Origin of the sequence: Megasphaera sp. DJF_B143 (assembly GCF_900320625.1) — a bacterium.
Lineage (GTDB): Bacteria > Bacillota > Negativicutes > Veillonellales > Megasphaeraceae > Megasphaera > Megasphaera hexanoica.
Map to the genome: position 1 here is coordinate 1 of NZ_ONTA01000141.1, position 19,895 is coordinate 19,895.

The window sequence follows — 19,895 nt, forward strand, 5'->3', positions numbered from 1 at the left end:
GGTAACGGCTTCGCACTGGGTCGGATTGACCTTGCTGGGCATGATAGAGCTGCCCGGTTCGTTTTCCGGTATAAAAAGTTCCCCGATGCCGCAGCGCGGGCCCGAAGACAGCCAGCGGACATCGTTGGCGATTTTCATGAGGTCGCAGGCCAGGGCCTTCAGCATGCCGTGGACGACGACCAGTTCATCCTTGCTCGTGAGGGACTGGAACTTATTGGGTGCCGTGTGGAAGGCCGTGCCGGTCAGCTGGCTGACGATTTCCGCAAAGCGCACGTCATAGCCTTCGGGGCAGTTGATGCCCGTTCCGACAGCGGTCCCGCCCATGGCCAGGTCGCGGAGGAAATCGACGCCGCGGGTCAGCATTTCTTTATCGCGCTGGATCATGCGGGCCCAGCCGCTGAATTCCTGCCCCAGTGTCAGCGGGGTGGCATCCTGAAGATGGGTACGGCCGATCTTGACGATATCCTTAAATGCCACTTCTTTTTCGTGAAGGGCTTCATAGAGCCGGTCCATGGCGGGGAACAGCTGCTGTTCGATGAGCAGCACTCCTGCCATGTGCAGTCCCGTCGGGAAAGTATCATTGGAACTCTGGGAATGGTTGACGTGGTCATTGGGATGGACCGTTTCTTCCATGCCCTGTTCTTTCAGGATCTGAACGGCACGGTGGGCCACGACTTCATTGATGTTCATATTGAACTGGGTGCCACTGCCAGTCATCCAGACGGACAGCGGGAAATTGCCATCGAGTTTTCCGGCGAGGATGTCATCGCAGGCCTGTACGATGGCATCGGCCCGTTCAGGCGTGACGACGCCCAGTTCCTTGTTGGTCAGGGCTGCGGCTTTTTTTAAATAGGCAAAGACCGTCACCATTTCCGGCGGGATTTTTTCTGTCCCGATACGGAAATTTTCAAAACTGCGCTGTGTCTGGGCGCCCCATAATTTATCGGCGGGAACCCTGATTTCTCCCATTGAATCTTTTTCTATACGATATTCCATACAGTATCTCCCCTGTCATCCAGACAGAAAAAGCCCAGGACCCTCGTGGATCCCGGGCCTCATTGCCTGGTGTCAATTATTTTTTTAAATGGCGCAATCCCTTGGCGCCGATATCGGAGCGTACCTGCTGTCCGTCGAAGGAAATCCTGCGGACATTGGCATAGGCTTTATCGATGGCTTCCTGCAGGCTGTCTCCGACAGCGGTCACGCCGAGGACGCGGCCACCGTTGGTCTGGTACAGGCCATCTGCTTTTTTCGTTCCCGAATGGAACACGACGATATCGTCATCCACGGCGTCGAGGCCGGAAATGACATCGCCTTTATGGCTGGAAGCCGGATACCCCTTGCTGGCCATAATGACGCAGCAGGCAGCGCCCTGTTTCCAGTGAACCATGTCGCGGCGCAGCGTCCCCTGGGTGCAGGCATACATGATCTGTGCCAGGTCACCGTCGAGGAGCGGCAGGACGGCCTGCGTTTCCGGATCGCCGAAACGGCAGTTGAATTCTACAACTTTCGGGCCACCGGCTGTAATCATCAGCCCGGCGTACAGGCAGCCCTGATAGGTGATGCCTTCGTTTGCAAGACCCTGGACGACGGGGACCAGTATCGTATCATACACGGTCTGGACCAGTTCCGGCGTCATTACCGGAGCCGGGGCATAGGCGCCCATGCCGCCCGTATTGGGTCCTTCGTCGTTATCGAAGATACGCTTGTGGTCCTGGGCAGAAATCATGGGTACAATCGTTTTGCCATCGACAAAGGCCAGGAGGCTGGCTTCTTCGCCGACCATACATTCTTCAATGACGATGCGGCCGCCGGAAGCGCCAAAAATATGGTCTTCCATCATGGCATTGACGGCATCGACGGCTTCTTCCACGGTCTGTGCCACGACGACGCCCTTGCCGGCAGCCAGTCCGTCGGCCTTGACGACGATAGGAGCCCCCATTTTATGGATATAGTCTTTTGCCGCATTGCCATCGGTGAAAGATGCATAGGCCGCCGTCGGCACATGATACTTCTTCATGAGATTCTTGGCAAATACTTTGGACCCTTCCATCTGGGCCGCCGCCTTATTGGGGCCAAAAACGGCAATGCCTTTTTTCTGGCATACATCGGCAATGCCTTCTGTCAGCGGTACTTCGGGACCTACAACGATCATGTCTATGCCTTTTTCTACGGCAAAATCGGCAATGCGGTCCAGTTCTTCCACCCCGATGGGCACACATTCTGCTATAGAAGCCATGGCATCGCTGCCAGGCAGGGCATACAATTTGTCTACGCTCGGACTCTGGGCCAGTTTCCAAGCCAGGGTATGTTCACGGCCACCGCCGCCAATAACGGCTACGTTCATCAGTCAGCCGCCCCCTTTTCGACCTGTTCCGACAGGTAGGCCGCAATCGCGGTGTCATACTGGGCCGTATGCTGGAAGGCTTCCCGTGCCAGTTCCAGGCGGTAGGCGTCGGTAAATTCCCCGTCTTTTTTCAGGATATCGATGATTTCGCCATACTTGGCCGGATTGGTGACGATGGCGACGTATTTGTTGTTTTTAGCCGATGCCCGGACCATGCAGGGACCGCCGATATCGATGTTTTCAATCGCTTCTGCCAGGGTAACGCCCGGTTTGGCAATCGTCTGCTGGAAGGGATACAGATTGACGACGACCAGATCGATGGGGGTAATGCCATGATTTTTCATATCCTGGACGTGGGACGGGTTATCGCGGACGGCCAGAATGGCACCGTGAATCTTCGGATGAAGCGTCTTGACACGGCCATCCATCATTTCGGGGAAACCCGTTACGTCCTGTACTGCCATGACAGGCACACCTGCTTCTTTTAATGTCCGCATGGTGCCGCCTGTCGAAATAATTTCAATACCCAGATCTGCCAGGGCTTTGCCCAGTTCAACAATCCCCGTTTTATCAGATACACTGAGAAGCGCGCGTTTTACCTTCATCATGATTCCTCCTTAACCCTGAGTGCCACGAACGACGTTACCATCGATTGTCAATTTATCATCACAGAAAAGCTGTACGGCCCGGACGTAGGTCGGATGTTCCTTGGTCAGAATCCGGGCTGCCAGTGTATCTTCCGTGTCATCTTCCAGTACAGGAACGGCCGACTGCAGGATAATCGGTCCGGCATCCATGTCAGGAACGACAAAATGGACCGTACACCCGGCAATCTTGACGCCGGCTGCCACAGCCTGTCCCTGGGCGTGAAGGCCACGGAAGCTGGGCAGCAGTGCCGGATGGATATTGATAATCTTATGTTCATAATGAGAAATGAAATCACTGCTCAACAGGCGCATGAATCCTGCCAGGCAGATGACATCAGCCGCATACGGTGCAATGGCATCGAGGATATACTGTTCGAATGCCTGTTTGCTGTCAAAGGATTTGCGGTCGGCGACGATGACGGGAACACCCCAGGATTTTGCCTTGTCGATGCAGGCTGCCCCGGGAATATCCGTTACGAGAGCCTTGATTTCGGCATTGATCGTGCCATTTTCTACGGCTTCATGAAGTGCTTCCGCATTGGAACCGCGTCCGGAAGCAAAAATGACCATCCGTTTTTTAGTCATCGAAAGCGCCTCCCTTGAGAGTTACGCGGACATCGCTCTGAACGGCCCTGCCGATGACATAGGCCTTTTCGCCGCGGCTGGACAGATTTTCCAGTACGGCATCGGCTTCTTCAGGAGAAACGATCATGATCATGCCGATACCCATGTTGAAGGTACGGTACATTTCTTCCCTGGCTACGCCGCCCCATTTCTGCAGCAGGCCGAAAATCGGGAGCTGCGGCCACGATGTCACGTCGATTTCTACGCCGATTCCCTTGGGAAGGACGCGGGGGATATTTTCATAAAAACCGCCGCCGGTGATATGTACCATGCCTTTGACGTTAAAGTTGCGGATGATCGGCAGGCACGGACGGGGATAGAGACGGGTCGGCGTAAGCAGGCATTCACCGATGGTCATGCCCAGTTCGTCGACGTACTGATCCAGTTTCATGTTCTGCCGTTCCAGTACGATTTTGCGCACCAGTGAAAAGCCATTGGAATGAACGCCTGTAGACGGAATGCCGATGAGTACATCGCCAGCCTGTATGGTTTCCCCGGTAATCACCTTGTCGCGGTCTACGATGCCGACGCCAAATCCGGCCAGATCATAGTCGTCTTTGGCATAAAAGCCGGCCATTTCGGCCGTTTCCCCACCGAGGAGGGCACAGCCCGATTCTTCACAGGCATGGGCGACGCCTTTGACGATGGTAGCAACCTGGACGGGGTCCAGTTTGCCGACAGCGATGTAATCGAGGAAAAACAGCGGTTCGGCCCCCTGTACGAGGACGTCGTTGATGGACATGGCAACGCAGTCCTGGCCGACCGTATCATGTTTGTTCATCATGATGGCCAGGCGCAGCTTTGTCCCTACCCCATCGGTACCGCTGACCAGAATCGGTTTTTTTATCTTGCTGTCCATAAGGGAAAAGAGCCCGCCAAATCCGCCGAGGTCACCCAGTACTTCCGGACGGTATGTCGCCTTTACAGAGTCTTTCATGAGTTCTACGGCTTTATTGCCGGCATCGATATCTACGCCAGCATCGGCGTATGTTAAACCTTTTTTATTCGAGAGCATATTTTTCTCCTTCCTCATTGGTCACAGGGATGTCAGTCGGATAGTCATTATTGAAGCAGGCAAGACAGAGGTCTTCTTTGGGGATCCCCGGGATTGCCCGGCACAGGCCGTCGATAGAAATGAAATGCAGCTTATCGACGCCGATATACTTGCGGATTTCTTCTACGCTCAGAGCGGATGCGATGAGTTCCTTGCGCACGGATGTATCGATGCCGTAGAAGCAGGAATACATGATGGGCGGTGCCGAAACGCACATATAGACTTCCCTAGCGCCGGCTTCGCGGAGCATCTTGCAGATGATGCCGCTGGTCGTGCCGCGGACAATGGAATCGTCTACCATGACGATGCGCTTGCCCTGTACGACCGATTTGACTACGTTGAGCTTCATCCGTACGGCCAGTTCCCGTTCTTTCTGATTCGGCTTGATGAAGGTACGGCCCATGTAACGGTTCTTGATGAGGCCGTGGTTGAAGGGGATACCCGATGCCATGGAATAGCCTATAGCCGCCGTATTACCGCTGTCGGGGACGGAAATGACCAGGTCCGCATCATACTGGGTTTCATTCCACATTTCCTTGCCCATATTGAGCCGTGCCTGATAAATATCCTGTCCGTCGATGACGCTGTCCGGACGGGCAAAATAGATATATTCGAAGGAACATACCTGTTTGCGGTCCGCCTTGCCATAGAAATAGGATTTGACGCCATCTTCGCTGATTTCCACGACTTCGCCGGGCTGTACGTCGCGGACGAACGTGGCTCCCAGGGCATCGAGGCCGCACGTTTCCGAGGCGATGACCCAGCCGCCGGTCGTCGTCCTGCCGATGCAAAGGGGACGGAATCCATAGGCATCGCGGATGCCATAGAGACGGTCTTTGGTCATGGCGACGATGGAGAAAGCCCCCTGGATGCGGTTCATGCTTTCTTTGATGCGTTCCACGATAGTATTCTGACGGCTGCGGCTGATGAGGTTGACGATCAGTTCCGTATCCATCGTCGTCTGGAACGTCACGCCGCTGGCATCGAGTTCTTCCCGCAGTTCCCGCGTGTTGGTCAGATTGCCGTTATGGGCCAGCGCAATCTGGCCGAAGGAAGAATATACGGCCAGAGGCTGGATATTGCGGGGGTTGTTGGAACCCGTCGTCGAATACCGGACGTGACCGATACCGATGTGGCCGCCCAGATCTTCGGGGACACCTTTTTCAAATACCGTGCTGATCAGGCCCATGCCACGATACGTATGAATATCATGTCCATCGGTCAGGGCAATACCGCCGCTTTCCTGGCCGCGGTGCTGCAGGGCGAATAAGCCCCAGTACAGATATCGCGGTATATCCAGTGTTTTGTCAAAAATACCGATAACACCGCACTCTTCGTGCTGTTTGTCCCAAATCGAATCGTACATTATGAGGGAACCTCCTGTGTATGAAAATCTATCTATGGTAATAAGGGTCGTTCACTATTTTTTAAATGCCTGCAGTACCTGGCCGGCCGCATTGTTCAGTTTCGTCTTAACGGCGTCACTGGTCTTCAGCATCTGTTGCAGCTTGTCATTTTTTTCCATGACCTGACGGGTCATTTTTTCCCGGTAAGCCTTATACTTGGCAGCCAGTTCGGGATCACTGACAGCACCGATCTGGATGGCAAAAAGGGCGGCATTCTTTGCGCCGTTGATGGCCATGGTGGCGACGGGCATTCCCGACGGCATCTGCACGATAGCCAGGAGTGCGTCCATCCCTTTCAGGCTGCCGCTTTCCAGCGGTACCCCGATAACCGGGAGGGTCGTATAACTGGCAATCACGCCGGGAAGGTGGGCAGCCATGCCGGCGCCGGCAATGATACAGCTCAGGCCCCTGTCCTGTGCTGTAGATGCAAACTCCCGTACTTCGGCTGGTGTGCGATGGGCTGAAGCCAGAAGGACTTCACATTCCACACCAAATTCATTAAACAAATCAAAAGCCTTTTTCATTACGGGAATATCGGAATCGCTTCCCAGAACCAAACCGACTTTCATTACTAACCCCTCCTCAGAAAACACAAAACCCAAAGGGGACATAATATCACCTTTGGGTTGTTCACCTAGACATACGGGTAGCATGATACATGTACAAACCGTTTAAAACCAGCCCATAAACCTGTATACATGCTACATCTCCTTATTACTATTGATTGCACATCAAATACAGTTTCATTCTAACAAAAAGGGCGTAGCGTGTCAATGAAAATGCTATAACTTGTGAATAATCGGGCATACCGCCCGGGCATTTACAAAATCTTGGATAAAAATTCTTTCGTCCGTTCTTCTTTGGGATGGAAGAACAGGTCATCGGGTTTCCCTTCTTCCAGGATATACCCGCCATCGACGAAGAGGACGCGGTCGGCTACTTCGCGGGCAAAGCCCATTTCATGGGTAACGATGGCCATGGCCATCCCGTCGCGGGCCAGATCCTTGATGACGTCCAGAACTTCGCGGACCATTTCCGGATCCAGGGCCGATGTCGGTTCGTCAAAGAGCATGAATTTCGGTTTCATAGCAAGGGCCCGGGCAATGGCCACACGCTGCTGCTGTCCGCCGGACAACGTTTCCGGATAGGCATCTTTCTTGTCTTCCAGCCCTACCTTGCGGAGCAGGTTGATGGCCGTATCCTGTGCTTCCTTTTTAGAGACATGACGGGTTTTCATAGGAGAAAGCATGATATTCTGCAGCACCGTCATATGCGGGAACAGGTTGAACCGCTGGAACACCATGCCGACTTCCTTGCGGATGTCGTTGATACTCTTGGCATCGCTCATGCTGATGCCATCGACGATGATTTCGCCTGCCGTCGGCTGTTCCAGATAATTGATGCAGCGCAGGATGGTGCTCTTGCCGGATCCCGACGGCCCGATGATGACGACGACTTCCTTATCCTTGATTGTCAGATCAATGCCTTTCAGGACTTCATGGGTCCCGAAACTTTTTTTCAGGCCTTTAATTTCTATCATCTGTAGCAAACCTCTTTTCCAAGTAGCTGACCAGGCGTGCGATGCCCAGGGTCATAATCAGGTAAATAGCAGCGACGGTCATCCAGATTTCAAAGGAGCCATAGGTCTTGGCGATGATCAGCTGGCCGCGCCGTGTCAGTTCTTCAAAGCCGATAACGGAGACCAGCGACGTTTCTTTGGTCATAGAAATAAATTCGTTGCCCAGTGGCGGAATGACGTGCTTGAACGCCTGTGGCAGGATGACATAGCGCATCGTCTGCCCCCAGGAAAGGCCGAGGGAACGACCGGCTTCCATCTGTCCCCGGTCTACCGACTGGATGCCGGCACGGAAGATTTCCGATACATAGGCACCGCTGTTAATCGAGCAGGCCGCTACTGCCGCGACAAAGGGGTTGATCCGTTCGCCGATGACCATAGGCAGGGCGAAATAAATGAGGAAGATCTGTACCAGCATAGGCGTACCGCGGATGACATTGACGTAGCATACAGCGAGGATATTCAAGGCTTTCATGTGGGACAGGCGGCAGATGCTGGTGATGAGGCCCAATACCAGGCCGATGCCGACTGCCATAGCCGTAATTTCAATCGTAACAGCCGCGCCCTGCAGCAGCAGGGGTATGGAGTTCAGAATTAACTGAAAATCAAACTTCATGCCAAACACTCCTTCAAAAGAGTCAATAGGAAAGTAAAAATAAACACTGCTCCTATTATAATTGCATTATTATACGTTGTCAATCTCTTTTTATTCCTCTTCCTGACAATTTTTAGCAAATAGACATCGGTCCCGTCCAAATGGAAAAAAGGCGCCACCCTCTGAGGATGACGCTCCGCTGCCTATGGCATACAGATATGTATTAACCGTCCTTATCCTTCCTGCGCTGCTTTAGAAAGGATATCTCTCATGTGACGGACAGCCGCACCGATATCGGGCTGCGAAATAATGGAACTGATCATGGCAAAGGAGCGGAATCCTTCTTTGTACAGATGTGCCATGTTTTCCGGACCGACGCCGCCGATGCAGGTAAGGGGCATGTCGTTCTGGGTCAGGGCGTAACGGATGGCTTCATCACTGACTACATCGTTGGCATCCTTTTTCGACTGGGTCGGATACATGGGCCCGAATCCGACATAGTCGGCCCCGTCGGCAATGGCACCTTTTATTTCATCGATGGTATTCGTGGAAACGCCGATGAGGACATCCGGGCCGGCCAGTCTGCGCACGAAGGAATAGGGTGCATCGTCCTGGCCGACGTGGATGCCGTCAGCACCACAGGCGATGGCCAGATCGACCGAGTCGTTCATAATGAAGGTGACGCCGGCTTTATGGCACATGGCCGCAATCTGGCTGGCTTCTGCATACTTTTCCCGCCAGGATTTATGCTTTTCCCGGTACTGGATCACTTTGACGCCGGCATCGATGACCTGCCGGGCCGTTTCTATATTTCCTCTGCCCAGGCACAGGGCTTCACCGAGGATGCAATAAATGGGTTCCGTTAAAAACTGATGCAGACTTTCTTCTCGTTTCATTCTTTCATTACCCCTTTCTTAACAATGGCCAAACATATCTTTCATCGTCGGGTCTGTCTGGAAAACAACCTGCCAGCCCCGTTCTTTTGCGGCATTCTGCAGGCGCCGGGCCAGGACCGGGACAGAAATGACTTCCGTACCATAATGGCCGCCATCGGCAATGACCAGTCCGCGCTTTACCGCGTCCTGTGCTTCGTGGTATTTCACATCGCCCGTCAGGTACAACTGGGCACCGGCAGCGGCGGCTTCGCCAATGAAAGACGCGCCGGCCCCTCCACAAAGGGCTACCTTTTCTACGATGATATCTTCCGGCCCGGCATAGGTGAGGATCTGGATGCCCAGGGCCCGCTTGATTTTCCGCAGGACCATCCGTGCCGGTTCCGGTTGTGCCAGCTTTCCAATCCGCCCGATATAACAGGATTTCCCCTTATTGACCAGGGGATAGATATCAAAGGCCGGTTCTTCGTATGGATGAGCCATCCGTACGGCCGATAAAAGCAGATTCAGCCGGCTGGCAGGAATAATCGTTTCAATCCGGACTTCTTTCGTCCGTTCCAGTTTCCCTATATCGCCAATGAAGGGATGCGTCCCGGCCAGAGGCTTGAACTGCCCTTCTCCGTCTGCACTGAACATGCAATGGCTGTAATTCCCGATAAAACCGGCACCGGCCTCTCCCAGTGCCATCCGCACGGCTTCAGCGTGGCTTTCCGGGACATATACGGCGAATTTGTACAGTGGATCCGTATGAACGGGAACCAGGCCCTGTATGTCCGTCAGTCCGATTTTCCGTGCCAGGATATCATTGATGCCGTGTTCGGCACTGTCCCAGTTCGTATGGGCGCTGTAGACGGAAATGTGATGGCTCAGCAATTTCTCATACATGAGCCCGTCATAGGTGTCCGTGCGCAGGGACGATAATTTCTGGAAAATAACCGGATGATGGCTGATAATCAGATTGATTTTATTCTTTATCGCATATTCCACCGTATCCATGGTCACATCCAGTGTTACCACCGCACTCTGGATTTCTTCCCGGGGACTGCCGACAAGCAGGCCCGGATTATCCCATTTTTCCGCCAGGCAGGGCGGCGCAAAGGATTCCATGATGTTGATTATTTTACTGAGTTGTATCGACATAAGAGAGCCTCCATGGTCTGAATGTGTGTCCTGAGTTGTTCCTGTCTTCCCCCCTGGTCCTGCTGGCTTTTCTCCAGGCCCTGACAAATCATCCTGTCTTTTTCGATGAGCTGACGGATCAGCCGGGGAAGGAGCGGATTCCTGGTCTGCCAGTTGCAGGGGCCGACATCGTAGAGCCAGTCATCAGGGATTTCCCCGCAGCCCGGTTCTGCTTTCATCATTTCATACAGCCGGCCCTCTTCCTCTACGAGCCGTTCCGCTGTAATATGCCATCCCTGGCTGTATACATACCGCCGCAGGCGGGATGCGTGGCTCTGGGGCTGCAGGATCAGGAAGGAAAGGGAACGGACGACGTCCGGCGACTGCTCCAGCAGATGTTCGATAAGGGGGCCGCCCATACCGCAGAAAACGGCGCCGTCTACTTCTCCGGGCAGGATGCGCTGCAGCCCGTCACTCTGACGGCATTCAATGGACGATGCCAGCCCTGCCCCCTGTACATGGGAACGGGCCGCGCTGAGCGGACCTTCGGCAATATCGGCTGCAATGGCAGAGAGACACCGCCCGCTGGTACAAAGGGCAACGGGCAGATAGGCATGATCGGTCCCGATATCGGCTATGCAGGCCCCTTCCGGAACGAGTCCGGCCGCTGCCTGCAGGCGTTTCGTGAGATGTATCACTGGATAACACTCCTTTTATACTATGCACATTATTTATATTTTACCACATTCATAGACATTTTTCTGTATCAGTCTGCTATAAAGAGGAGGAAAAATTGTTTCAGTTCCATGACAGTTTGTCCGATGGATGTGACAAAACAGGAATGTCCTCTTATAATAGATGTATGAAAAAGTCCTTTACCAAGGAGGTATCTTCTCCATGAAAGCGAAAAAACTCATTTATCGTACGGCACTCTGGTTATCTCTGCTGGCAGGATGCAGCGGAGTCGCCCTGGCATCACCGACAGCAACCGTCCCGGCAGCGCCTGCCACGGCATCAGCTGTTACAGAAAACGGAACAGCTGATGCCGTATCAAATACCCGTAAGCCCGTCGATCCGCTGGCAGGACGGAGCACGGAACTCATAAAAAAATTCTATCTTACCAGCGGCAAGTCCTATGACCAGACGACGACTCTGATCAACAGTCTGAATCCGGCTCTGACCGGACTGGATAACAAGGAAAAACCATACTACCTGCGCATCGATAAAGAACTGACGGATAAGTATTTCCGTCATGTCCGGGCATACCACACGAATACACAGGAACTGGCCGGTGAGTATCTGGTCGCCAAAGACCAGTCGTCTGTCTGGCGGGTAGACGGGGAGCAGCCGGGCATGATTTATGGCAGTGCGGAAAAACTGCTGAAAAAGAGCCGCCTCGTCGTATATCCGCGTTATCTGGCACTGGGCAGCAAGGGCGTCATCCGGATGCAGATTCCCGGAAATGTCCCCTATACGCTTAGTGCCCGCAGCCTGAATGACACGATTGCCAAAGTAACCGGGTCCGGCGTCATCGAGCCGGTCTCTACGGGTAAAGCCGATATCATGGCAGACTATACAGTTGGCGACCAGAAAGGCACGGTAGTCCGGGAAATCCGTGTCGTGACCAAAGAGGATCTGGAACGCATGGCCTATGCCGCCTATCTGAATGAAATCTACCTCGATGCGATGTGGGCCTATGACCCATGGCCATACGGATGGGGATATTACGGGCATCACCACCATCATCATCCCGGTCCGCCACCGCCACCGCCACGGGGACATCGGCCTCCCCCGCCGCCACGCCGGTAAGACGGCCTGCGTCATCTGACGCAACGGTACTGAAAATAGCAGGATATATACTAAACCGCAAAGCGGATTTGTTCCCACAAGGCTTTTGCCATGGGGACAAATCCGCTTTCTTTCTTTATTTTCTATGATGTATGGGGCAGGCGATGTACGTACCGGTAATATAACAGGCCCAGCAGTACGGCCGTCACGATCCAGCTGATGGGATAACTTGCCATGAGCGTTGCAAATGTGTGGGATGAAGGAAAAACGGCATACACCCAGGCAATGCGCACACCACAGATGCCAATGAGAGTGAGGACAGCCGGCGGGAGAGAAAAGCCATATCCCCTCATGGCTCCCGACAAAATTTCTATGAGGATATTGATAAACTGGGTATACACGACATAAATGATGCGCGTATTCCCCAATCCGATGACCAGGGGATCGCTGCTGAAAAATCCCAGCATAGGAATCGCCTTCCAGTAAATGAACAAGGCCATCAGTCCCATGAAAAAGGCATTGAGGCCCAGACACCACCACATGACGCTCCGGCAGCGCCGGATATTGCGGGCACCGTAGTTCTGACTGACAAAGGTTGTCGCAGCCTGGCCAAATGAATTGATGATACAGTACACGTTGATTTCGATGGTAAAAGCTGCTGCCGATGCGGCCATGGCATCGGCACCCAGGCTGTTAATGGCCGACTGGATGATGATATTGGAAATACAAAACACCATGCCCTGCAGGCCTGCCGGCAGTCCGATCCGTAAAACAGGCGCCAGATAGACCCGTTTCAGGCACAAGTCATGCAAATGTAATTCCAGGACATCACCGCTGTGCAACAAGGCGACGAACAAAATCGCCGCTCCTACGCCATAGGAAAGGACGGTGGCAATCGCTACACCGGCGACTCCCCCGGAAAAGAGTCCCGTAAATAGCAGGTTGAGCACGATATTCAGACCACTGGCCACAGCAAGGGCCACCAGTGGCGTCCGCGTGTCTCCCCGGCTGCGGAAAATAGCGGACTGGAAATTATAAAAGCTGATGAACGGAAGTCCCAGCATATAAATCCGCAAATACAACTCGGCTGCCGGCATAACCACGTCGGGAACGCCGAGATGAGACAGAATGATACCGGCCGTTGCCTCTCCCAGGATCATGAGCAGTATACCGACCAGCAGAGCCAGCATAAACGTAGTATGAACAGCTTCGCCGGCCTGTTCCGGACAGCGTGCTCCCAGATACCGGGCGATGACGACATTGGCCCCCAGGGACAAGCCCAGAAACAGTGTGACAAATAACGAAATGACAGGTGTGTTATTGCCTACGGCCGCCATGGCATGGGTTCCTACAAACTGCCCCAGCACAGCCACATCGGCTGCATTGAATAATTGCTGAAGCACGCCGGTCAGGGCCAGAGGAAGTGCAAATATAATCAATTTGTTCCAAAGAGGACCGTGCAGCATATCAATCTGTCTTTTTTTGTGTTCATGCCGTTTTATGCGTTGTACGTGATCCATAAGGTCTCCTTTTCCATTGGGCCCACCTATCCTGAAACGATACTATTGTTATTTCATTATAGCAAAAAGAAAGCACGGCAGAAAGGCGGAATTTCTCTTTTCTGCTGTGCTTTCTTATTTATGACTGACATATTTTTACCCCATCGCCGGCAGACAATCCATCATCAGTCCCACAGGCAATCCTTTGCGGGGACCGCGGTGATTTGTTTTATCATCGTCTTTATCTTTTTCGGATTTTTTCCAGATTGCGTAATTACGGCTTAAAATTTTTTCCATTCCCATGATATACATACGCGGATTCTCCTATTCTCTACAAGCGAGTAAAACGACATGGAAAATTGCTGATAACAGCGTATTCCATGCGCTTTTCAGGGCTCTTTCCCTATCCGCTATGCATTATAAAACAAAACAACTGAAAAGACCAATATCCCTTACGCATAGCTTTTCTCCGCAGATGATATTAAATTTTTCGGAATGATATTAAAATTTTAAACCGCTTAAAAGTAACGCCTGTCACTTAAAAAACAAAACCATTTTTATTACAAAGCCAAGGTTATGTAACACGATTTTCATGCCCAAAACGCATAAAAAGGACGGTCACACAACAGCAAATTTCTTGTGTGACCGTCCTTTTCTTCATCCCCTGTCGATGATTGATCAGTTATTATTTATCAGTGCCCGGGGCTTCCAGGGCAACGGCCTGTTCCGTTTCCCCTGTCCCGAGGCCGGGACGATGCTTGTCCGTACCGCCCCACCACCAGCCACAGGCTTTGCAGACGACAAAGCAGGCAATCGTCAGAGCCAGATAGAGGCCGGCAAAAAGCCAGTGCTGACCCTGCATGAGCATGATAGGGCCAAAGGACCAGGCAAACATTTCAAAGGGCGTATTGAGAGAACCGACAATAGCCGTATCATTCAGCGTTTTGGACTTGTTGTCGGGATCGACGATACGCAGCAGGACGAACCCGATGGCAAAGACGCCTGTCGAATAGCCGTATACGAAGAGAGACCGTTCAAACCAGCTTTCGTTATTCATCTGAGGACCGACAACCCAGAGCATATACGTAACGATGATCATGCCCACGATGAGCAGCATAAGGAGGGGAACAGCGTACTCGATGACGACGGGAATTTTGATAGAGGCAATTCCAAAGAAGACAAGATAGTCCGTCGCCGTACAGGAAATGCGGCTGATCACCCGGTTGTCAATGTAATCGTAAGCCGGCGTCCGTTTCAGGATGAGGAAGAGGCCCACGCCGAGCAGGAAGGCAAACAGGTAACTCGGCAGATCCAGACCGGTACTCTTATAGATGAAATCCATGATGAACCATCCGGCACCGGAGCAGGTCAGAAGCAGAGCCAGATGGAAAGCCAGCGTATCCAGTGTCGTCGAAGAAATGGTTTCATCCCCCATGGACTGACGGTTTTCCTTGGAAATCAGCCCGGTCTTCAAGTCGCCGGAAATATAGGAGAAATCCTTGATGTACGCTGTATAGCCTCTGCGGGCTGCCATTTTCGTATAGATAAGTCCGCCGAAGATGCCCGCCAGCAGACCTACCGTAGCACAGGTCATGCCAATATCCTTGGCATCTTCAAACCCCATCTGCGCCAGAGCCGACCCGACGGCAGCGGCCGTACCATGACCGCCGGAAAAGCCCGATGCCAGAAGGAGGCCAAAGGCATAGTTAATATCGGGAAACAGCTGCGAAATGACCAGAATAGAAAAAATAACAGGCAGGCTGAACTGAATCGCCTGAGCCAGCGTCTTGTAGCAAAAGTAAGAGCCAAGGCGGGCTACTTCCTTTTTCATATCGTTCTTACGGATGGTGAATCCCTGAAGGCCGATAGCCGCAAAAATCAGGATGATCAACGTGCCGGGATAACTGCCAATCCCCTTGGAAAACGGCAGGATCCCCGTATAGCGGACAGCCAGTGCCAAAAGGCCTGCCACCATCGCCGACGGCATAAAAAATCTCTGGATAAATCCCACTTTAGAGCGCAGCAGCTGCCCGATGAGAATGAACACTGAGGCTATAAAAAAGTCGATCAGAAAATTAGTAACGGTCACAAACGTATCCCCCTGTCCTGACGTGTGATTGTATAATTATAATTTAACGAAATTAGTGGATTTAGAAACCGTTGCAGCCGGAGCCGGATCCAGTTCCTGATCTTTGATGCCGAGGATGACTTCTGGCTGAATCCAGGGTTTATCCTGAATAGCACTCGTTTCTTCGTGTGTCAGATAGCCCTTGTACGTTACCATGGAACGGCGCAGGAAGCCATCTTTTGCACAGGCAGCAGCGACTCCGTTTTTGATGATGCTCAGGAAATGAGGCAGGACGGAAGCGGCGTAGGCAATGGAAGTAGACTGGCCGCAGGCTGCCGGGATATTGCTGACGCAGTAATGAACCACACCTTCTTCCACATAGGTCGGATGGGAATGAGTCGTTTCATGGAACGTTTCAATGGCGCCATAATCGTTGCTGATATCGACGATGACAGAACCTTTTTCCATGGATGCCACCATCTTGCGGTCGATCATGAATTCTTTGGCATCTTTCGGCCAGCGGACACAATTGTAAACGACATCGACCGTCGGCAGGATCTTCGTCAGGTTATAGTGATTGGAAATCATCGTATCCACGCTTTCATGGAACTGCTGGCCGATCATGCGCAATACGCCGATGTTGACATCCATGACCGTAACCCGGGCACCGAGCTGCTGCAGGACGCCGACACAGGCACGGCCAACCGTACCGGCGCCGATGACCAGGGCATGGACACCGGGAGCACCGCCAAAGCCATTGACGAACTTGCCTTTTCCTCCGTTGCAGGAAAGGAGACTGTTCAGGCCCATCATAGCGCCGATTTTACCAGCTGCTTCACAGTTTGGCGAACCATAGCGGTGCGAGTCTTCCGCTGCAAAGGATACGGCTTTATGAGCCAGCAGGGCATCGACTTCTGCCGGATGGGCTGCCGGATGGATGCAGGTGAAGATAATCTGGTTTTCCCGGATGAGATCAAATTCCCGTTCTTCCAGTTCCTTTACTTTTGCCACAAAATCACAGTTGGCATAAATTTCTTCCATCGTATCGACAATTTTAGCACCTTCTGCCGCATAAGCTTCATCAGAAAAGCCAGCCCCCTTGCCGGCATCTTTCTGGACCCATACTTCCGCACCTGTGCGGGCGATCATGGCGACTTCTGCCGGAGTAGCTATGACGCGGTATTCATCAGCTTTAATATCTTTCAATACGCCAAATTTCATGAATAATTCCTCCTCAAAATTATATATGTATAAGCAATGTTGGTATAATGACAACACTTCAATTATATTTTATATATTTGAGGGCTGTCAATATATAAGAGCTTACATTTTTGTATACATTATTTTTTGTGTACATTTGTCCCTTCTAGGTGGATTGTCGAAATATGTTTCCCTGTGATTTCCGCCGGACTGGGTGCATTTAAAAAAAACCTACACCTGCATAGTTTAAAATTATAATATCAGACAAAAAAAGCGTCGATACGTAAAACGTTTTTCTTGTAAACTTAAACGTTTACCTGAAAATTTTTAATATTTTTTTCGTGAATTTTCTTGACACTCCCCCATGTGCGTGCTATGATTGCACCATCAAACGTCACACAAACGCGATGAAGCAAACTAGTAAACTTACCCAATCAGCTACAGAGAGCTGCCGGCCGGTGCAAGGCAGTGCGAACGGGGAGTCGAACTCATTGCCGAGCGGAAAGGCTGAAAGAAGGTTAGTAGGCCGCTACGGGAACTCCCGTTACAGAGCATGGATATCGCGAAAATGCCGTATCCGAGAGGGCGCCTGATTTCAGGCGAAGCAGAGTGGTACCGCGGAAGGATATATACGCCTTTCGTCTCTTAGCAAACACGCAGAGAGACGAAAGGCGTTTTCGTTTCTCTCACGAGGGATATTTGTTATACTAGGGGGAATTATCATGCAAACACCATCCACGTTTAAAACCGCATCGCTGAGCCTGTGCTTTTCGGTCGGTGCCGTATTATTCAGTTCTCATGCCGGCGGCGGTTTTGCTACAGGCAATCAGGAAAACGTCTATTTCGTCAGCCTGGGCTGGCTCGGACCGGTTACAGCCATCATTACGATGCTGCTGTTTACACTGACCATCAAAGAAGCTATGAATATGTACAATTCCCGTCATCTGCGCAGTTATAAACAACTGTTCCAGAATTTGTACAGCCCGTTTAAAGGTATCGAAGTATTGTTTGAAGCATTCTTTTATATCATGGTCATCATGGCCGTTTCCGCCACGGTTTCCGGCGCTGCTTCTGCCCTGGCCGCACAGACGGGCATCAACTATTATGCCGGTATCGGCATCGTCGGCACGATTATTTTCTTCCTGACCATTTTTGGTGCCGGCCTCGTCCGCCGCGCTACGACCTATATGGGCATTGCCATCCTGGCTATGGTCATTGCCATCTTCTCCGTCGGCGTCTATATGGGCGGTTCGGTAGAAGGCACCATGTTCTTTACACAGGCCATGGCTCAGGATTTCGCCGTAAACGGCTTCTCCAAATTGCCGACAGCTATTCTGCATGCATTCACCTACTCCGGTTTCCAGTGCGTCGTCATCCCGACCATGATCGTCGTCGGCATGCCGTTGGTCACCCGTAAAAATTGTGCTACATCCATGTGGTTCTCTTTCGCTATGAATGCCATCGCCCTGACCCTGGCCGTCTGCATGCTCTTGGGCTGGACCGGCATCTATGGTAAATCTCCATTACCGACACTGACCAGCTTGAAATCCATGGGCATGACCTGGCTGACCGTTGCCTACAGCATCTTCTTGATGTTATGCCTGATTTCTACGGGCGTTACGACCGTCTTTGGCTTCACGGCCCGTTTCTCTGAAATCCATATGCTGAAAAAAGTCAGCAAGAGTGCCGTTATCCGTTCTGCCATTGTCACGTTCTTCATCATTGCCCTGTCCATGACCGTTTCTATCGTCGGTCTGACCAATATCATCAAATACGGCTATGGCTACTGCGGATACCTGGCTATTGCTATCATCATCGTTCCCTTCCTGACCGTAGGCCGTTACAAAAACATCCGTTATGCCAAAGATAAAGCATACCGTGCCCGCATCGACGCCATGAATGCAGATCCTAATTCTTTCGAAGAATCTCCGGTCATGAGCACGGCCAAGGAAAACGCATAATTTTCAGATTCCTTAAATAAAAAACATCTACAGTAAACGCAAAAGAGAGGCCGTCACATTGAGCAATTGATGTGACGGCCTCTCTTTCTATGCCCTGATTCAGGCTTTGAGCTCACTGACGAGAGTCGAGCCCAGAATGAGGACAGCCCCGATGATCGTGCTGACAGCCAGCGGTTCCTGTAAAAATAAGGCCGACAGAAATACCGAAACAATCGGATCAATATAGGTCAGAATGGCCACCGTCTGCGCTTTTAAGTATCTCATGGAGCCAAAAAATAACGCATAGGCAAATCCCGTAACAAACAGGCTGAGTACGAGAAGCAGGAAAAACTGAAATGGCGTACAGGACAAGGAAGACCAGTTTTCCGTGATAAGGGTATATGGCAATAAAACTACGGCAGCCGCTGCCAACTGGATAATGGTTTTATCATACGCCGAAATCGGAGAAAATTTCTTATTGCACACAATAACAGAAGCATAAAATACGGCTGCTCCGAGGGCAAAGAAAATACCGGACAAGTCAGTAACGCCCGATAACCCATGTTCAAAAACGCCTCCGACAAACATCATGCCCAGAAGTGCCAGCAATACACACACGACTTTTCGTACCGTAAGGGTTTCATGAAGCAGGACCGGCGATACGAGAATGACAAATACCGGTGCCATGTAATAGCAAATCGAAGCAATGGCCATCGTCGTATGGCGGAACGCCTCAAATAGTAAAATCCAGTTAATGCCGATACAGATACCCGAAATAATCAACAACTTCAGATTATCACGGATCTGCTGCCCCGACATAGGCATATGGCGGAAGCGGACCAGAAAGAACAGGAACGCCGCCCCCAGTGACGCCCGGCTGAGAGCGATGATACTGGATGGCAGGGGAATATAATGAATAAATAATCCCACCGTCCCAAAAACAAACATAGAAAAAATTAAATACCCTCTGGCATGTGATTCCAATGAATACACCTTTCCCACCCCTTCGTAAGCCAAAATCCCTGCGGATTTCCACTCATAGTACTAATAAAGTGAACGTACCCCCGTCTATAGAGGCGGGGGCTTCCTGCTTCAACGAGAACAGCACCACTGACTCTGAAGAGTTGTGGCGACTTACA

19 protein-coding genes and 1 other annotated feature are annotated in these 19,895 nt (G+C 51.8%); of the genes, 2 read left to right on the top strand and 17 right to left on the bottom strand.

From position 1 onward, the window contains the following. From DBO31_RS04260 to DBO31_RS04315, 12 genes are all read right to left on the bottom strand, one after another. Window positions 1-996 (bottom strand): lyase family protein (locus DBO31_RS04260; RefSeq protein WP_150824521.1); only part of this gene is annotated, 996 nt, incomplete at its 3' end. Between the two features lie 76 nt (window positions 997-1,072). After that, window positions 1,073-2,347, bottom strand: a complete 1,275-nt coding sequence (gene purD / locus DBO31_RS04265) for a phosphoribosylamine--glycine ligase (RefSeq protein WP_059075277.1) — start codon at window positions 2,345-2,347, stop codon at window positions 1,073-1,075. Continuing rightward, window positions 2,347-2,955: an IMP cyclohydrolase gene (locus tag DBO31_RS04270; protein WP_234995383.1), complete on the bottom strand. Its 609-nt coding sequence runs from the start codon at window positions 2,953-2,955 to the stop codon at window positions 2,347-2,349. Before DBO31_RS04270 ends, purD begins: the two co-directional genes overlap by 1 nt. A 9-nt stretch (window positions 2,956-2,964) precedes the next feature. Beyond that, the gene (purN, locus tag DBO31_RS04275; RefSeq protein ID WP_059075279.1) at window positions 2,965-3,579 is read right to left on the bottom strand and encodes a phosphoribosylglycinamide formyltransferase; all 615 of its coding nucleotides are present in this window, start codon (window positions 3,577-3,579) and stop codon (window positions 2,965-2,967) included. Then, on the bottom strand, window positions 3,572-4,633 hold the full coding sequence (gene purM, locus DBO31_RS04280) for a phosphoribosylformylglycinamidine cyclo-ligase (RefSeq protein ID WP_150824522.1): 1,062 nt from the start codon (window positions 4,631-4,633) through the stop codon (window positions 3,572-3,574). The genes purN and purM overlap by 8 nt, the downstream gene beginning before the upstream one ends. Beyond that, on the bottom strand, window positions 4,620-6,041 hold the full coding sequence (purF, locus tag DBO31_RS04285) for an amidophosphoribosyltransferase (protein WP_075581238.1): 1,422 nt from the start codon (window positions 6,039-6,041) through the stop codon (window positions 4,620-4,622). The genes purM and purF overlap by 14 nt, the downstream gene beginning before the upstream one ends. A gap of 51 nt (window positions 6,042-6,092) precedes the next feature. Then, the gene (gene purE / locus DBO31_RS04290; RefSeq protein ID WP_072235705.1) at window positions 6,093-6,647 is read right to left on the bottom strand and encodes a 5-(carboxyamino)imidazole ribonucleotide mutase; all 555 of its coding nucleotides are present in this window, start codon (window positions 6,645-6,647) and stop codon (window positions 6,093-6,095) included. Between the two features lie 251 nt (window positions 6,648-6,898). Then, window positions 6,899-7,618, bottom strand: a complete 720-nt coding sequence (locus tag DBO31_RS04295; RefSeq protein ID WP_059075282.1) for an amino acid ABC transporter ATP-binding protein — start codon at window positions 7,616-7,618, stop codon at window positions 6,899-6,901. After that, window positions 7,605-8,270 (bottom strand): amino acid ABC transporter permease, encoded by a 666-nt coding sequence (locus DBO31_RS04300; protein WP_150824523.1) that lies wholly within the window; start codon window positions 8,268-8,270, stop codon window positions 7,605-7,607. The genes DBO31_RS04295 and DBO31_RS04300 overlap by 14 nt, the downstream gene beginning before the upstream one ends. A 212-nt stretch (window positions 8,271-8,482) precedes the next feature. Beyond that, on the bottom strand, window positions 8,483-9,145 hold the full coding sequence (gene thiE / locus DBO31_RS04305) for a thiamine phosphate synthase (RefSeq protein WP_075581240.1): 663 nt from the start codon (window positions 9,143-9,145) through the stop codon (window positions 8,483-8,485). Window positions 9,146-9,163: 18 nt separating this feature from the next. Then, window positions 9,164-10,282: a Nif3-like dinuclear metal center hexameric protein gene (locus DBO31_RS04310; protein WP_113855726.1), complete on the bottom strand. Its 1,119-nt coding sequence runs from the start codon at window positions 10,280-10,282 to the stop codon at window positions 9,164-9,166. After that, entirely contained in the window at window positions 10,258-10,959 is a 702-nt protein-coding gene (locus DBO31_RS04315; protein ID WP_234995384.1) for a class I SAM-dependent methyltransferase, read from the bottom strand. Before DBO31_RS04315 ends, DBO31_RS04310 begins: the two co-directional genes overlap by 25 nt. A gap of 199 nt (window positions 10,960-11,158) precedes the next feature. Here DBO31_RS04315 and DBO31_RS04320 point away from each other — a divergent pair, with 199 nt between their 5' ends. Then, a complete protein-coding gene (locus tag DBO31_RS04320; protein WP_150824524.1) occupies window positions 11,159-12,070 on the top strand; it encodes a hypothetical protein in 912 nt (303 codons plus the stop codon). 122 nt (window positions 12,071-12,192) lie between these two features. On the opposite strand, the gene DBO31_RS04325 is transcribed toward DBO31_RS04320, so the two are convergent. From DBO31_RS04325 to DBO31_RS04335, 4 genes are all read right to left on the bottom strand, one after another. Further along, window positions 12,193-13,569 carry an MATE family efflux transporter gene (locus tag DBO31_RS04325; RefSeq protein ID WP_234995385.1) on the bottom strand — a complete coding sequence of 459 codons (1,377 nt, stop codon included), beginning with the start codon at window positions 13,567-13,569 and terminating at the stop codon, window positions 12,193-12,195. 135 nt (window positions 13,570-13,704) lie between these two features. Further along, a complete protein-coding gene (locus tag DBO31_RS09275) occupies window positions 13,705-13,860 on the bottom strand; it encodes a hypothetical protein (RefSeq protein ID WP_154662683.1) in 156 nt (51 codons plus the stop codon). A gap of 373 nt (window positions 13,861-14,233) precedes the next feature. Next, window positions 14,234-15,637, bottom strand: a complete 1,404-nt coding sequence (locus DBO31_RS04330) for a sodium/glutamate symporter (RefSeq protein WP_150824525.1) — start codon at window positions 15,635-15,637, stop codon at window positions 14,234-14,236. Between the two features lie 36 nt (window positions 15,638-15,673). Further along, window positions 15,674-16,837 (bottom strand): alanine dehydrogenase, encoded by a 1,164-nt coding sequence (locus DBO31_RS04335; protein WP_059075288.1) that lies wholly within the window; start codon window positions 16,835-16,837, stop codon window positions 15,674-15,676. A 377-nt stretch (window positions 16,838-17,214) separates the two neighbouring features. After that, window positions 17,215-17,465 (top strand) — a binding site (T-box leader). Window positions 17,466-17,538: 73 nt separating this feature from the next. Here DBO31_RS04335 and DBO31_RS04340 point away from each other — a divergent pair. After that, window positions 17,539-18,777 carry a hypothetical protein gene (locus DBO31_RS04340; RefSeq protein ID WP_150824526.1) on the top strand — a complete coding sequence of 413 codons (1,239 nt, stop codon included), beginning with the start codon at window positions 17,539-17,541 and terminating at the stop codon, window positions 18,775-18,777. Between the two features lie 99 nt (window positions 18,778-18,876). Here the strand turns inward: DBO31_RS04340 and DBO31_RS04345 are convergent, their stop codons facing one another. Beyond that, window positions 18,877-19,749 (bottom strand): DMT family transporter, encoded by an 873-nt coding sequence (locus tag DBO31_RS04345; RefSeq protein WP_234995386.1) that lies wholly within the window; start codon window positions 19,747-19,749, stop codon window positions 18,877-18,879. Between the last annotated feature and the right edge of the window lie 146 nt (window positions 19,750-19,895).

What these genes read in the sequence shown, in the direction of transcription:
- purD (WP_059075277.1), bottom strand. Translation starts at nt 2,347, where the DNA reads ATGAACGTAGCCGTTATTGGCGGCGGTGGCCGTGAACATACCCTGGCT.
- DBO31_RS04270 (WP_234995383.1), bottom strand. Translation starts at nt 2,955, where the DNA reads ATGATGAAGGTAAAACGCGCGCTTCTCAGTGTATCTGATAAAACGGGG.
- purN (WP_059075279.1), bottom strand. Translation starts at nt 3,579, where the DNA reads ATGACTAAAAAACGGATGGTCATTTTTGCTTCCGGACGCGGTTCCAAT.
- purM (WP_150824522.1), bottom strand. Translation starts at nt 4,633, where the DNA reads ATGCTCTCGAATAAAAAAGGTTTAACATACGCCGATGCTGGCGTAGAT.
- purE (WP_072235705.1), bottom strand. Translation starts at nt 6,647, where the DNA reads ATGAAAGTCGGTTTGGTTCTGGGAAGCGATTCCGATATTCCCGTAATG.
- DBO31_RS04295 (WP_059075282.1), bottom strand. Translation starts at nt 7,618, where the DNA reads ATGATAGAAATTAAAGGCCTGAAAAAAAGTTTCGGGACCCATGAAGTC.
- DBO31_RS04300 (WP_150824523.1), bottom strand. Translation starts at nt 8,270, where the DNA reads ATGAAGTTTGATTTTCAGTTAATTCTGAACTCCATACCCCTGCTGCTG.
- thiE (WP_075581240.1), bottom strand. Translation starts at nt 9,145, where the DNA reads ATGAAACGAGAAGAAAGTCTGCATCAGTTTTTAACGGAACCCATTTAT.
- DBO31_RS04310 (WP_113855726.1), bottom strand. Translation starts at nt 10,282, where the DNA reads ATGTCGATACAACTCAGTAAAATAATCAACATCATGGAATCCTTTGCG.
- DBO31_RS04320 (WP_150824524.1), top strand. Translation starts at nt 11,159, where the DNA reads ATGAAAGCGAAAAAACTCATTTATCGTACGGCACTCTGGTTATCTCTG.
- DBO31_RS04325 (WP_234995385.1), bottom strand. Translation starts at nt 13,569, where the DNA reads ATGGATCACGTACAACGCATAAAACGGCATGAACACAAAAAAAGACAG.
- DBO31_RS09275 (WP_154662683.1), bottom strand. Translation starts at nt 13,860, where the DNA reads ATGTATATCATGGGAATGGAAAAAATTTTAAGCCGTAATTACGCAATC.
- DBO31_RS04335 (WP_059075288.1), bottom strand. Translation starts at nt 16,837, where the DNA reads ATGAAATTTGGCGTATTGAAAGATATTAAAGCTGATGAATACCGCGTC.
- DBO31_RS04340 (WP_150824526.1), top strand. Translation starts at nt 17,539, where the DNA reads ATGCAAACACCATCCACGTTTAAAACCGCATCGCTGAGCCTGTGCTTT.